The sequence below is a fragment of the Streptococcus mitis genome (assembly GCF_026782895.1).
GTDB classification, from domain to species: domain Bacteria; phylum Bacillota; class Bacilli; order Lactobacillales; family Streptococcaceae; genus Streptococcus; species Streptococcus mitis_CB.
This window is the reverse complement of the sequence record NZ_JAKUXJ010000002.1, coordinates 16,482-31,381: the sequence shown is the minus strand read 5'-3', so window position 1 is coordinate 31,381 and position 14,900 is coordinate 16,482. Positions and strand designations below refer to the sequence as shown.

The following is a 14,900-nucleotide window of genomic DNA, read 5'->3' as shown; positions in this document are numbered from 1 at the left end:
CATGTGGCTACAACACCTATCTCTCAAGACTTTTCGTAACTACAAAGAGACGAAAATAGACTTTAATCCTAAATTAAATGTCTTTTTAGGACGCAATGCACAAGGTAAAACAAATATGTTAGAGGCTATCTATTTTTTAGCCTTAACACGTAGTCATCGAACTCGAACAGATAAAAATCTCATTCATTTTAATGAGGAACAACTTCACCTTTCAGGTCTTGTTCAGAAAAAAACTGGATCCATTCCTCTCGAAATCGAACTAACACAAAAAGGACGTGTGACAAAAGTGAATCACTTAAAACAGGCACGACTTTCAGATTACGTAGGACACATGAATGTTGTCTTATTTGCTCCTGAAGATTTACAACTAATTAAAGGAGCACCTTCAGTTCGACGAAAATTCATTGATATGGAGCTTGGACAAATTAAGCCAATCTATTTATCAGATTTAACCAATTATAACCATATTCTTAAGCAAAGAAATACCTATCTAAAATCAGCTCAAACAATAGATGAAACCTTCCTTTCAGTGTTGGATGATCAGCTAGTTGATTATGGATGTCGTGTAATGAATCACCGCTTAGATTTCATAAAAAAACTAGAATCATTTGGGCGTAAGAAACATTTTGAACTCTCTAATCAGATTGAAGAGTTGTCAATATCCTATCAATCTTCTGTCAATATAACTGACAAAGAAGACTTATCCGAATCTTTCAAAATTGCTTTAGAAAAAAGTAGATCCAGAGATTTATTTAAAAAGAATACTGGTGTCGGTCCTCATCGAGATGACATTTCTTTTTATATAAATGGGATGGATGCTAGTTTTGGAAGTCAAGGTCAACATCGCAGTCTCGTCCTCTCGATAAAATTAGCAGAAATCGAATTAATGGAAAGCGTTACTACAGAATCTCCAATATTACTGCTTGACGATGTCATGAGCGAACTTGACAACACTAGACAACTAAAATTATTAGAAACGATTTCTCATTCAATCCAAACTTTTATCACAACAACAAGCTTAGACCATCTTCAAAATCTGCCAGAAAATCTAAGTATCTTCACTATTCAGGATGGTAAAGTTTCTGTAAATTATAATTGACAACATTGTAAAAGAACTCCTATTTCCACGGGAGTTCTTTTCATTGTTTTTTACATAGAATAATTTGGTGCCTCATTAGTAATTTGTACGTCATGAGGGTGGCTTTCTTTCAAACCAGCACCAGACATTTCAATAAATTGAGCATTATCGTGTAGTTCTTTAAGGTTAGCTGCACCACAGTAACCCATACCAGAGCGAATACCTCCAATCATTTGGAAGACAATATCAGCTGCCGCACCTTTATAAGCAACACGACCTTCAATTCCTTCTGGAACAAGTTTGTTTGCTTCATTGATAGAACCTTGGAAGTAACGATCGCTTGAACCTTTCTTCATTGCTGCGATTGATCCCATACCACGGTAAGTCTTGAACTTACGCCCTTGGAAGATTTCAGTTTCACCTGGTGCTTCATCTGTTCCAGCAAACATAGATCCAAGCATAACTGCATTTCCACCTGCAGCAAGGGCTTTTACAATATCTCCAGAATACTTGATTCCACCGTCAGCAATGATCGTTTTACCATATTCACGCGCAACAGCTGCAGCATCATAGATAGCTGTTACTTGCGGAACACCAACACCAGCAATCACACGAGTTGTACAGATTGAACCTGGTCCAATCCCAACCTTGACAACGTCTACACCTGCTTCGTAAAGTGCGCGCGCTCCCTCAGCAGTAGCAATATTTCCAGCAATCAAAGTACGATCTGGGAAGTGAGCACGAATCTCAGCAATTTTACGCAAGACACCTGCAGAATGACCATGTGCAGTATCAATAACAATCGCATCCGCTCCTGCTTCAAAAAGAGCCTCTGCACGTTCAAATGTATCTGAAGTAACACCTACTGCACCTGCAACTAGAAGACGACCAAACTCATCTTTCGCCGCATTTGGAAACTCAATAACTTTTTCAATATCTTTGATAGTAATCAAACCAGAAAGGCGACCTTCTTCATCTACCAAAGGAAGTTTTTCAATACGGTGCTCTTGAAGAATGCTCTCAGCTGTTGCAAGATCTGTACCCACAGGAGCAATAACAAGATTTTCACTAGTCATATGATTTGAGATTGGTTGGTTATAGTCTGAAATAAAACGAAGATCTCGGTTTGTCAAAATACCAACTAATTTACGATTTTCAAGTGTTTCAACAACTGGAACACCACTGATGCGGTAACGTCCCATAAGCTCATCAGCTTCAGCAATTGTATGTTCAGGCGTCAAGAAGAACGGATCAATAATAACTCCATTTTCAGAACGTTTTACCTTGCGAACCTCGTCTGCTTGTTGAGCAATTGACATGTTTTTATGGATAACTCCGAGACCGCCTGCACGAGCAATAGCAATAGCCATTTGACTCTCTGTAACTGTGTCCATGGCAGCGGTAATAATTGGGATATTTAAAGTCAAATTATCTGCCAATTTAGTTGTTAAATCTGCATCGTTAGGCAACACATGACTTTCAGCTGGAATAAGCAATACATCATCAAAGGTAAAACCTTTTTTCAAAAATTTAGTGTCCCAATTAGACATTCGAAGTTTCCTCTTTTCTTTCTTTTTGAGCTTGACTCTTTTTATATTGTATCTATCATACCATTCTATAAAAATTTGTCAAATGTTACAGGGGTAAATAAAAAACTATCTTTTCTTTGAGATAGAAATGATAGTTTCTTGTAAAATAAATTTAGTTAAAGTACTGAAGTCCCATTGCCCCTTTAACCTCAGATAGGGTTTGACCTGCAACTTCACGCGCTCTTTCACTACCTTTTTGAAGCATATTATAAACTTCTCCCATATCCTTAGCAAATTCGATACGGCGCTCACGAATAGGACCAAGTTCACGTTCTAATATTTCAAGTAGATAACGCTTGGTCTTCACATCACCAAGACCACCTCGTTGATAATGTTCTTTCATTTCGGCAATTTCTTGAGCATCTTCTGGGCGACCAAAAACATCTAGATAATGGAAAACCATATTGCCTTCAATTTTACCTGGATCCTCAACGCGGATATGATCTGGATCTGTATACATACTCATTACTTTTTTACGCAAAGTATCCGCATCATCAGCTAAATAAATACCATTATTGAGTGATTTAGACATTTTAGCATTTCCATCTAAACCAGGTAAACGACCCGCTCTCTCATTTTCTGGATAAATACCTTCCGGTTCTACCAAGACATCACAGTTATATGCATTGTTAAAAGAACGAACAATTTCACGAGTTTGCTCAATCATTGGTTTCTGATCTGTCCCAACAGGAACATAATTAGCCTTAAAAGCTGTGATGTCAGCTGCTTGAGCTATTGGATAGACCAAGAATCCTGTCGGAATACTCTCTCCAAAGCCTTTCTGAGCAATTTCTGTCTTGACAGTTGGATTACGCTCCAAACGTGCTAATGACACCAAATTCATATAATACATAGACAACTCAGCTAATTCTGGAATTTGGCTTTGAATAAAGATAGTTGATTTACTTGGATCCAATCCAACTGCAAGGTAATCCAAAGCCACATTTCCGATAGACTCTACAATTGTTTGAGGGTCTTTAGCATGATCTGTCAAAGCTTGTTGGTCAGCTAAGAACACAAACATATCATACTTATCCTCTTCCTGTAATAATACTCGATTTTTGAGACTTCCAACATAATGTCCAATATGCAATTTTCCTGTTGGACGGTCTCCTGTTAAAATAATGGGTTTAGTCATTTTGTTCTCCTTCGATATAGTCCCTTCAATTATAGCATTTTTTTAATGAAATAACCGTAATTTATCAAAATAAATCAGCCTTGCTATTTACGGATTCTTGTAAAGTATGCTGTAAATGTAATTTACACAAAATTGACAGATAAAAATTTGAATATTTCCGTATTTTCTAGTAGAATAAATATATTACACATATAGGAGAAAAACATTGCTTACAGTATCTGATGTTTCACTACGTTTTAGTGATCGCAAACTTTTTGATGATGTCAATATCAAATTTACAGAAGGAAATACTTACGGATTAATTGGTGCTAATGGTGCCGGAAAATCTACCTTTTTAAAAATTTTAGCTGGAGATATCGAACCTACTACTGGTCACATCTCTCTTGGTCCAGATGAACGTCTCTCTGTTCTTCGTCAAAATCACTTTGACTATGAAGACGAACGTGCCATTGATGTCGTTATCATGGGAAATGAAAAACTTTATAGCATCATGAAGGAGAAAGATGCCATCTACATGAAGGAAAATTTCTCAGATGAGGATGGAGTGCGTGCTGCCGAACTCGAAGGAGAGTTTGCCGAGCTTGGAGGTTGGGAAGCAGAAAGTGAAGCCTCTCAACTCCTTCAAAACCTAAACATTCCAGAAGAATTGCACTATCAAAACATGAGCGAATTGGCCAACGGTGAAAAAGTAAAAGTTCTCCTTGCCAAAGCACTTTTTGGTAAACCAGATGTGCTTCTATTGGACGAGCCTACCAACGGTTTGGACATCCAATCGATTACTTGGTTAGAAGACTTCTTGATTGACTTTGATAACACAGTTATCGTAGTATCCCACGACCGTCACTTCTTAAACAAAGTATGTACTCACATGGCCGACCTTGACTTTGGAAAAATCAAACTCTATGTCGGAAACTATGACTTCTGGAAGGAATCTTCTGAACTCGCTGCTAAATTGCTAGCAGACCGTAATGCCAAAGCAGAAGAAAAAATTAAACAATTGCAAGAGTTCGTTGCTCGTTTCTCTGCCAATGCTTCTAAATCAAGACAAGCAACATCACGTAAGAAAATGCTTGATAAGATTGAACTAGAAGAAATTGTTCCATCTAGTCGTAAATATCCATTTATCAACTTTAAAGCGGAGCGTGAGATTGGTAATGATCTCCTGACAGTAGAAAATCTAACTGTAAAGATTGATGGTGAGACTATTTTAGATAATATCAGCTTTATCTTGCGTCCAGGTGATAAGACAGCGCTTATTGGACAAAATGACATCCAAACGACTGCATTAATTCGTGCAATCATGGGGGACATTGACTACGAAGGAACTGTCAAGTGGGGAGTAACTACTAGCCGTTCTTACTTGCCAAAAGATAACTCGGCAGATTTTGCAGGAGGAGAGTCAATCCTTGACTGGTTGCGTCAATTCGCAAGTAAAGAAGAAGATGACAATACTTTCCTACGTGGCTTCCTCGGCCGTATGCTCTTCTCTGGAGATGAAGTTAACAAACCTGTAAATGTCTTGTCAGGGGGAGAAAAAGTGCGTGTTATGCTTTCAAAACTCATGCTCTTGAAATCAAATGTCCTTGTACTTGATGATCCAACGAATCACTTGGACTTGGAATCTATTTCAAGCTTGAATGATGGATTGAAAAACTTTAAAGAATCAATCATCTTTGCCAGCCATGACCACGAGTTTATTCAAACTCTAGCTAACCATATCATTGTCTTGTCTAAAAATGGCGTCATTGACCGTATCGATGAAACCTATGATGAATTCCTAGAGAATGCAGAAGTACAAGCAAAAGTTAAAGAACTTTGGAAAGACTAAATAAAACTTCAAAACTCAGTTGGGTTAACCAGCTGAGTTTTCTAACATTTTATGAGGTAACATGAAATTATTTTTTAAAACATATTGGACCTATTTTGTTTCTTCCATCATTCCCATAATTATTATGATAGGAGTATATCTATCTCAAGGTATCTACTGGAATAGCGATACATCTCCACTATTAGGAGATGGGTTTCATCAATACGTTATTTTTGATATAGCTCTAAGAAATATCCTACACGGAAATGGTAGTTTGTTCTACACCTTTACAAGTGGCCTCGGATTGAATTTCTATGCCCTATCTAGTTATTACTTGGGTAGTTTCCTTTCACCACTAGTTTACTTTTTTGATCTAACTAATATGCCAGATGCTGTCTATCTGACAACTCTCTTAAAATTTGGATTGATTGGACTGTCAACTTACTTTAGTTTAAATAAATTATTTCAATCGATTCCTAAGCCTTTAAAACTAGCTTTATCTACTTCCTATGCTCTGATGAGTTTCACTGTCAGTCAATTAGAGATAAAAACCTGGCTAGATGTTTTTATCTTGATTCCTTTAATTATAACTGGTTTACATCTACTGATAACTGAAAAGAAATTCCTATTGTACTTTACAAGTCTGTCAATCTTATTTATCCAAAACTATTATTTTGGCTATATGACAGCATTGTTTCTTATTTTCTGGTATCTCTGTCAAATTTCTTGGGACTTTAAAACCCGAAAATCATCTTTTCTTGATTTTGTTGTGACCTCCTTTTTAGCTGGTATGGCTAGTTTGATTCTGACTCTTCCTACTCTGTTTGATTTACAGACACATGGGGAAAAATTGACTGAAGTTACAAAGTTTAAAACTGAAAGTAGCTGGTATCTTGATCTATTTGCTAAGCAATTCATCGGTTCCTTTGATACAACAAAGTATGGGGCCATCCCAATGATTTTTGTTGGACTACTTCCCTTTATTTTGACCATTTTATTTTTTACGCTGAAATCTATTAAGTTTCACGTGAAACTTATCTATGCAATTTTCTTTGCATTTCTAATTGCCAGCTTTTATATTGAAGTTCTTGATTTATTTTGGCAAGGCATGCATACTCCAAACATGTTTTTACATCGCTATGCTTGGATTTTCTCTACCTTGTTAATTTACACAGCAGCGGAAGTCTTAAAGCGTCTGAAAGAACTCAAAGTCTGGAATTTTTTAGTTTCGCTTTTTATTATAGTAACAGGATTTTTAGCTACCATCTATCTAAAATCACATTATTCTTTTTTAACAGATTTGAATATTCTGCTTACTCTTGAATTTTTGGTTGTCTATTCGCTTTTACTCCTTGCAGTTATCAAAAAGTTTATATCTGTGAATCTGTTTACCATTCTAATCTCTTTATTGATAATAGTTGAAATAAGTTTAAATGCTTCATCTCAAATGGACGGAATTGCTAAAGAATGGGGCTTTGCTTCTCGAAGTGCTTATAGTCGAGATATCCCAGCTATGGAATCTTTCTCAACATATATTGGGAATCAATTTACTCGTACTGAGAAACTAGAGACTCAGACAGGAAATGACAGTATGAAATTCAGCTACAATGGAATCTCTCAATTTTCATCTGTTCGAAACCGTTCAGCAAGCTCTACTTTAGATAAACTTGGGTTTAAATCCTCTGGGACAAATCTCAATCTCCGTTATGCCAATAATAGTATTTTGGCTGATAGTTTATTTGGAATCCAGTACAATATCTCGGGAAACCCCATTGATAAGTATGGTTTCCAAGATGTATATCAAAAAGATAATCTTACCCTATATGAAAATCAATTCTCTCTTCCGATTGCATTTGCTAGTCAATCTGTTTACAATGATGTCAAGTTCAATGAACATACTTTAGATAATCAAGCCTTGTTTTTAAATCAACTTGCTAACGTCAATTTTGATTATTTTTCTCCAATCCCTTATGAAAAAACAGAAAATACTAATGATTTGATTAGTGTCACAAGTTCTTCAAATGAGGATGTAGCAATCCAGTATCAAATTGAAGTTCCAGAAAACAGCCAAGTTTATCTTTCTTTCACAAACATTCACTTTTCTAATGATAAACAAAAGAAGGTTGACATCCTTGTAAATGATGCAAAAAAAATTTTTACAACTGATAATGTTTTTTCCTTCTTTAATCTAGGATATACTAAAGAGAAAAAAACTTTCAATATTCATGTTAGTTTCCCTGGAAATTCACAAGTATCATTTGAATCTCCTACTTTCTACCGTTTAGATATCCAAACTTTAACTGAGGCAATTCAAAAAATTAAAGAACAACCAGTAACGGTATCAACTTCTAAAAACAAGGTTTTTGCTACATATGATGTCCAACAAGATACGTCTATTTTCTTCACCATTCCTTATGACAAAGGTTGGTCTGCCTACCAAGATGGTAAGAAAATAGAAATTAAACAAGCTCAAACTGGATTTATGAAAGTTGACGTTCCTAAGGGGAAAGGAACGATTACACTTTCCTTCATTCCTAATGGTTTTATTACTGGAGCAATCTCTTCCTTTACTTCTCTCTTACTATTTGGAATCTATAATCACAGACGAAAGTCATCTAAGGCATAAAAAAATCGACCAGTTAATCGGTCGATTTTTTTAATCTTCTTCCATTTTCTTAGGTTGATAGGCTAGCATACCTAAACCAATAAATAGGGCCAATATCACAACAAGGAAAATGACTTGATGATGAATATTTCCTGTCATAGAGATTGTTTGTCGTAATCCCGAAACTGAATAACTCATTGGTAACCAAGGATTGATGGCTCTAAAGAAATCATTTGTCAAAGCAAGTGGGTAAGTACCTGCACTTGATGCCAACTGTAATAAAAGCAAGATAAGAGAGAAGAAAGCTCCTATACGGCTATTCCATGTTGTCAAAGCAGTCACCATAGACATGAATACTAAACTTGTTAGGATAATGAGAATAAATGTTCTCATCTCATGATTAGCAGTTAAACCAATAAGATGAACTCCTCCATATACCAAAATTCCTGCTAAAATAGCTATAATACCATTTATTTCAGCTCGAGATTTCAACCAAGCCCAGCGGCTCTCCAGATGACGTCCTGAAGGCAACTTCGCAAAGATCATATTCGTTGATATTGCTGCAACAAAGAGAGCAACTGATATCATATAAGGAGCCATTGCAACTCCATTTACAGGAACTTGATCATTGTCTGTTTTAGAAAGACTGAGAGGATTTGATAAAATCTCTGCATTTTTAGATTCCGTAGATGCTGATTTGAGTTGATCACTAGCATTACTTAATCCTTGTCCTAAAGAAGCAACTCCTGTCTGTAAACCTTCCAAGCCAGAAGTTAACTTTGTTCCACCTTCTGCTAGTTTCCCAGCCCCATCTGCCAATTTATTAGCTCCACTTTCTAATTGAGAAGCACCTGAAATTAACTGACTGGATTTGTCAGCTAGTTGGCTAGAGCCTGACTGCAATTTATCAACTCCTGCTATCAATTCTTGACTCTTTTGATTCAATTGGTTAGAGCCAGTTGATAATTTTTCAATACCAGACACTAATTCTGGAGTTTTTTCAACTAATTGACCAACTCCTGTTGTCAAGTTAGAAGATTTTTGTGTCAAGGTAGTTGAGCCTGAAACTAATTGATCCAAACTACCTGTCAAGGTGGAATTCTTTTCACTTAGTTGACTTGCGCCTTGAGAAACTTTATCAACACCAACAGTATATGCATTTACCCCCGATGTAATCGACTGACTAGCAGGAACTAATTTACTCGTTACTGCTCCCTGTATTTCTGTTAATCCACTTGATAATCCTGTCAAAGAAGTAGAAGCAAGCGGTAATACTTGATTAGCTTGATTTTTTAAAGTCGAAAGATTAGAAGACTGATTTTGTAAGTTTTCCAAACTTCCCTGTAAACCTTGAGCTAAAGCTACAATTGACTGTGCTGATTGAATACTATCAGTCGAATTTTGAGATACAGAAGCACTTATTTCAGCTTGTTGCTCACTTGTCAAAGATTGATAAGCTGCTGTCGATTGAATATTGGCTAATGTAGTCGCTTTATCAGACTGAGCACTTGCTAACATTTGATTAGAAAGAGATACTATACTTGATAAAACAGAATCTAATTTTTTTGTATCTCCAACATCAATATTTTGAATGGCTTGATTTAACTGATTCAGACCAGAAGATAATTGATTAATTTGATCTTTTTGCTCAGACGAAGCATCTAACTTGCTAGAAAGTTGTTGAATCCCTTCACTTAATTGCTCCACCCCCATTCGAAGTGTAGCTGATTGATTAGATAACTGATTAGCACCTGTTGCAAGACTTCCCACTCCATTCGTGTAGGCACTAACACCAGATGAAAATTGATTAAGACCAGCATTAAGCTTAGAAACACCGTCAGTATAGGACTCTACACCAGTATATAACTGATTGATTCCCCTTACTAATTCAGGACTTTTAGAAGATAATTGACCTAATCCGCTATCTAATTGACTCACTGCACCAGTATATGTAACTAAACCACTATTAAAATTCCCTAAGCCAAGATGAAGTTGTTCAACACCAGAGACATAAGAGGATAATCCTTTAGTAAACTGCTCCGTTCCATTTGAAAATGTTAAACTTGAATCTGCTAAAGAGTTTAGGTTAGTAGTTAATGTTTGACTTCCTGCCACTAACTGATTCGCTCCATCAGTTAATTTTTCACTACCAGAAACTGCTTGACTCATACCATCCTTTAAATCGACAATTTTGTTGAATAAAACTTTAGTATATGTCTCGGTTACATTGGTAGAAACACTCTGCTTTAATTGTGTCATTGCAGAATCACTCATCTTACTTGCAATAAAGCTATGACCACTTGAAGTCTGATAATCGATTTGCATTTGCTCTGGATGATCCGTTAAAATAGAAGCTGCTTTTTCAGACAAGTCACTTGGCAAAGTGACTACCATATAGTAATCGCCATTTTCTAAACCCTTCTTACCTTCTTCTTCACTGACAAAATGAAAATCCAAGGTTTTATTTTCTTTTAAATTGGACACCATGTCTTTTCCTATAGACATACTATTACCATTATAGGAGGCTTCTTTATCATTATTGACAACTGCCACAGGTAAGTCAGACAATTGCCCATATGGATCCCACATTGATGACAAAAATATGATATTGTACAGAGCGGGAATAAGAGAAATCCCTATCATGACAATAATAAAGGTTGGTTTTTTTAAAATTGCTTTCCATTCTTTAAACATAGCTTCTCCTTTTTAAACATATTGTCTAAAATTTTGATATAATAGATTATACAATAAAAAATCTAAATTACAAGATAAAAAATCCATTTTTAGACATATAGTCTAATTTGTTTACGAGGAGGAAGTATGCAAGAAAGTAATAAACGATTAAAAACAAAGCGAACTATTGAAAATGCTATGGTACAATTACTCATGGAACAGCCATTTGATCAAATTTCTACTGTCAAGCTAGCAGAAAAAGCTGGAATTAGTCGTTCCAGCTTCTATACTCACTATAAGGATAAGTATGATATGATTGAGCATTATCAAAGCAAGCTATTCCATACATTTGAATATATTTTTCAAAAACATGCTCATCACAAAAGAGATGCTATTTTAGAAGTATTTGAATATCTAGAGTCAGAACCACTTCTGGCTGCCCTTCTTTCTGAAAACGGGACCAAAGAAATCCAAAATTTCTTACGAAATAAACTTCATATCATGCTCAGTACAGATTTACAAAAGCGTTTTATGCAACTAAATCTCAATACCACTGAGTTAGAATACAGTAGCATCTATCTAACTCACGCACTTTTTGGTGTCTGCCAAACTTGGATTGCACATGGAAAAAAAGAAAGTCCTCAAGAAATAACAGACTTCCTTATGAAAATGCTTGGTGATACAAATTGATACAAAAAAGGGAACAACACTATGTTCCCTTTTATCTATACTCCGCCAGTAGGACTCGAACCTACGACATCATGATTAACAGTCATGCGCTACTACCAACTGAGCTATGGCGGATAAAATAGTCCGTACGGGATTCGAACCCGTGTTACCGCCGTGAAAAGGCGGTGTCTTAACCCCTTGACCAACGGACCTTCTATCTGTAGCAGATATAACCATTATATCAATTTCTTGCTAATTGTCAATTACTTTTGAGATTTTTTCTCTAGAATATCTTTTAATTTTCTAATTTTTAATCTTGAAATAGGACAACGATGATCTTCATAGAAAACAATTTCTAAGTTTTTTCGATCAATTTCTCTGATATTCCCTATATTTACCAAAAATGACTTGTGAGGAGAATAAAATCGCTGAGTATGTTTGTCCTTTTCCTGAATATCTGTCATGGTACCGTAAAACTCTTTGGCAAAATTCTTACCAATAATGCGTAATTTATGAGAGACACCTGTCGTTTCAATATACAAAATATCATGGTAAGGGATTTTTAAATCATTTCCCTTGTAATTGTAGTCAAAATAATCTACCACATCTTCATTTTCAAGTAACATACTCTTCGTGTAGAAGATATTCTGCTCAATTCTCTTCTTAAATAACTCATCATTGATATCCTTATCAACAAAATCTAAGGCTGATACCTGATATTTATAGGTTAGAGTCGCAAACTCTGATCGACTGGTGATAAAGACGATAATAGCGTAAGGATTGTAATGACGAATGAGCTGAGCCACTTCAAATCCCTTTTTCTCAATTCCATGAATATCAATATCTAGAAAATAAAGCTGGTTTACTTCATCATTTTCGATATATTCCTTAAACTCACGAACTTTTCCCGTTGTCTTGTATGATATTGGAATATTCGATTCTTTCGAAATTTCATCCAATATTCTCTCTAGTCTCACTTGATGTTCAATAACATCTTCTAAAATTAAAACTTTCATTCAAATTCCCTCTTAAATCTAATGATTTGTCTAAATGTACTGCCTTCCATCTCTGTTTCTAAAATAATGTTGTTGTACTTATCCAGTAGTTCTTTCACATTATTTAATCCTACTCCGCGATTTCTTCCCTTAGTAGAGAATCCTAAAGCAAATAGATCTCCTGAAGGAGTCATCGTCATTTTACATGAATTCTGAATCACAATCACTGTTTCAGTTTCCATCTTAATAACTGCTACTTCCATCTGCTTTTTATAACTATCAGCCGATCCTTCGACAGCATTGTTCAATAAAACACTCATAATACGAACTAAATCCAGAAGGTCTATTGGTAGTCTAGTAATTATATCTTTTACTTCCAGTGTAAACTCTACACCGTTATTTCGAGCATAGACAATTGACTGAGCAACCAAACTTCGTAAAGCTGAATCTTCTATGTTGTTCAAATCAAAGTAAGTGTACTTATCTGAGCGCAGTTTGTGATTGGCTTTAACCAAAACTTCGTTGTAAACTCTGTCAATTTCCTGTAAATTACCACTGTCAATTGCCATCTGCATACTGACAAGCATCCCAGCATAATCATGTCGAAAACCACGAATTTCATTATACAAACCGACAATTTCATCTGTGTAGTTTTGTAAATGTTTCTGTTCAAATTTCTTCTGCTTCAAAGCAATCTCTTTCTCCATTTGATCTTTATGTGAATTCATTGCAAAAAAGGTTAAAAGGAGAGAAATAAAGACGATAGATGATAAAATACTTCCAAAACTATTCAAATGTTTAATCGTACTTACCATATCTGAAACGAAAGATACAATATGGAGCAGTAGCAAAGCAAAAAATACTTTTGTCAAGAAAGGATAGAGGTAGTCTTTATCAAAATAGTTTAGATCCAAATGGAAATAATGAATGATTTTTAAGATAACGACATAAGTCAACACCGTTACAAGGAAAAAGAATGGTTCATAATATTGTAAAACAAAATTGTCTCCTGTTAGAGAGGATAAAGTTACGGACAAAAAGTTATGAGTGCTCTCATATAAAAGAGATAGTAGTAAACTTAGGAATAGTCCTCTATCCCTCTCATACTGTTTAATCCATCGAAAATAGGAATATAATACCAAAGGAAATAAAAATTTTACAATCCCTAAGTCATCTAAATGTAGAAGATATGATGGAAAATCAAGTACTATTTCTGTTAGTAATATATAAGCACTAAAAACGTATAGTTCTTTTCTATTTATTTGACCTTTACAAATTAAACGGTAACTGTGACTAATAATTAAAAAATAAACAATAACTAACCCAACTCCAAATAAATTCATTACTCTTTCCCCTTATTTCATTACTTTTTTCGTGGGAAAATAAAATCAAAGCGGATTTTTGGAAGTCTACTTTCCCCACCTTGAATCTCCTGCAAGTCTTTTTCCTTCAAGGCTACAAACTGTTCCAATTTAACTGTGTTTTTCATAATAAAATCTCCTTAAATGTTTTTTTCTTGTAAGCTAACTTACAAAAACTATTATACAAAATGGAATTTCGTTTTAGATAAAATTCTCTCAACTGTCATTTTTTTCTCCCCAAGTGTACTTTTTTAAGAAAAAAGCCGGGAAAATTCCCAGCTTTGCTACTATATTGATCCCAGCAGGATTCGAACCTGCGACCGTTCGCTTAGAAGGCGAATGCTCTATCCAGCTGAGCTATGAGACCTAATATAGCTATTCTACCAAAAATTCAATTGAAAGTCAATTTTCTATTTATGATAGGGCGAGCCCTGCTGTATTGTAAAAGCCCGATAGATTTGTTCAACAAGGACTAGTCTCATTAACTGATGGGGCAAGGTTAAACGGCCAAAACTAACAGAGAGATTGGCTCTCTTTTTTACATCCTGTGCTAATCCCAGACTCCCTCCAATAATAAATGTAAGAGTAGAAAATCCTTTTATAGAAGCTTCTTCTAGCTGCTTACTAAATTCTTCTGAGGAGAAAGTTCTCCCTTCGATAGCCAACACAATCACGAAATCACGGTCACCAACTTTTGATAAAATTCTCTGACCTTCTATTCCTAAAATCTTTTGATTTTCTGATTCACTGGCCCTATCTGGTGTTTTTTCATCTGCTAGCTCAATCATTTCAAGCTTAGCAAATCGAGAAATTCGTTTTAAATACTCTGCAATACCATCTTTCAAATACTTTTCTTTCAGTTTCCCAACTGTTACAACTTTAATTTTCATGACTCTATTCTAACATATTCTCTATTTTTTCACATCTTATTCACAAAATAAAAGGTTAATTTTAGCCGAGAAAACCACAGATTTTTAAAAGTTAT

At 35.3% G+C, this 14,900-nt stretch carries 11 protein-coding genes and 3 tRNA genes; 4 read left to right on the top strand and 10 right to left on the bottom strand.

The window, feature by feature from the left end:
- Position 1: 1 nt before the first annotated feature.
- Positions 2-1,099 carry a DNA replication/repair protein RecF gene (gene recF / locus MK480_RS01920; RefSeq protein ID WP_084926259.1) on the top strand — a complete coding sequence of 366 codons (1,098 nt, stop codon included), beginning with the start codon at positions 2-4 and terminating at the stop codon, positions 1,097-1,099.
- A 50-nt stretch (positions 1,100-1,149) separates the two neighbouring features.
- Here the strand turns inward: recF and guaB are convergent, their stop codons facing one another.
- Both guaB and trpS read right to left on the bottom strand, forming a co-directional pair.
- Positions 1,150-2,628: an IMP dehydrogenase gene (gene guaB / locus MK480_RS01915; protein ID WP_084926258.1), complete on the bottom strand. Its 1,479-nt coding sequence runs from the start codon at positions 2,626-2,628 to the stop codon at positions 1,150-1,152.
- Between the two features lie 151 nt (positions 2,629-2,779).
- Positions 2,780-3,805, bottom strand: coding sequence for a tryptophan--tRNA ligase (gene trpS / locus MK480_RS01910; RefSeq protein WP_049543296.1), 1,026 nt, complete (start codon positions 3,803-3,805; stop codon positions 2,780-2,782).
- A 205-nt stretch (positions 3,806-4,010) separates the two neighbouring features.
- Here trpS and MK480_RS01905 point away from each other — a divergent pair, with 205 nt between their 5' ends.
- Positions 4,011-5,633, top strand: a complete 1,623-nt coding sequence (locus tag MK480_RS01905; protein WP_000958782.1) for an ATP-binding cassette domain-containing protein — start codon at positions 4,011-4,013, stop codon at positions 5,631-5,633.
- A 61-nt stretch (positions 5,634-5,694) separates the two neighbouring features.
- A complete protein-coding gene (locus MK480_RS01900) occupies positions 5,695-8,238 on the top strand; it encodes a YfhO family protein (RefSeq protein WP_153198933.1) in 2,544 nt (847 codons plus the stop codon).
- A gap of 30 nt (positions 8,239-8,268) precedes the next feature.
- Here MK480_RS01900 and MK480_RS01895 read toward each other — a convergent pair whose 3' ends face one another.
- Positions 8,269-10,911: a YhgE/Pip domain-containing protein gene (locus MK480_RS01895; protein ID WP_153198932.1), complete on the bottom strand. Its 2,643-nt coding sequence runs from the start codon at positions 10,909-10,911 to the stop codon at positions 8,269-8,271.
- A 126-nt stretch (positions 10,912-11,037) separates the two neighbouring features.
- Here MK480_RS01895 and MK480_RS01890 point away from each other — a divergent pair, with 126 nt between their 5' ends.
- Complete coding sequence (locus MK480_RS01890; protein ID WP_001158275.1) at positions 11,038-11,580, top strand: TetR/AcrR family transcriptional regulator; 543 nt, start codon at positions 11,038-11,040, stop codon at positions 11,578-11,580.
- Between the two features lie 40 nt (positions 11,581-11,620).
- Here MK480_RS01890 and MK480_RS01885 read toward each other — a convergent pair.
- From MK480_RS01885 to rlmH, 7 genes are all read right to left on the bottom strand, one after another.
- A tRNA-Asn gene (locus tag MK480_RS01885) sits at positions 11,621-11,694 on the bottom strand.
- Between the two features lie 5 nt (positions 11,695-11,699).
- Positions 11,700-11,771 (bottom strand) — tRNA-Glu (locus MK480_RS01880).
- A 51-nt stretch (positions 11,772-11,822) separates the two neighbouring features.
- On the bottom strand, positions 11,823-12,575 hold the full coding sequence (gene comE / locus MK480_RS01875) for a competence system response regulator transcription factor ComE (protein WP_000866074.1): 753 nt from the start codon (positions 12,573-12,575) through the stop codon (positions 11,823-11,825).
- Positions 12,572-13,897: a competence system sensor histidine kinase ComD gene (comD, locus tag MK480_RS01870; RefSeq protein ID WP_001048129.1), complete on the bottom strand. Its 1,326-nt coding sequence runs from the start codon at positions 13,895-13,897 to the stop codon at positions 12,572-12,574. Before comD ends, comE begins: the two co-directional genes overlap by 4 nt.
- A 20-nt stretch (positions 13,898-13,917) precedes the next feature.
- Positions 13,918-14,043, bottom strand: coding sequence for a competence-stimulating peptide ComC (gene comC / locus MK480_RS01865; protein WP_000799685.1), 126 nt, complete (start codon positions 14,041-14,043; stop codon positions 13,918-13,920).
- Positions 14,044-14,208: 165 nt separating this feature from the next.
- Positions 14,209-14,282: transfer RNA gene (locus MK480_RS01860), tRNA-Arg, on the bottom strand.
- 43 nt (positions 14,283-14,325) lie between these two features.
- Entirely contained in the window at positions 14,326-14,805 is a 480-nt protein-coding gene (gene rlmH, locus MK480_RS01855) for a 23S rRNA (pseudouridine(1915)-N(3))-methyltransferase RlmH (RefSeq protein WP_000695928.1), read from the bottom strand.
- Between the last annotated feature and the right edge of the window lie 95 nt (positions 14,806-14,900).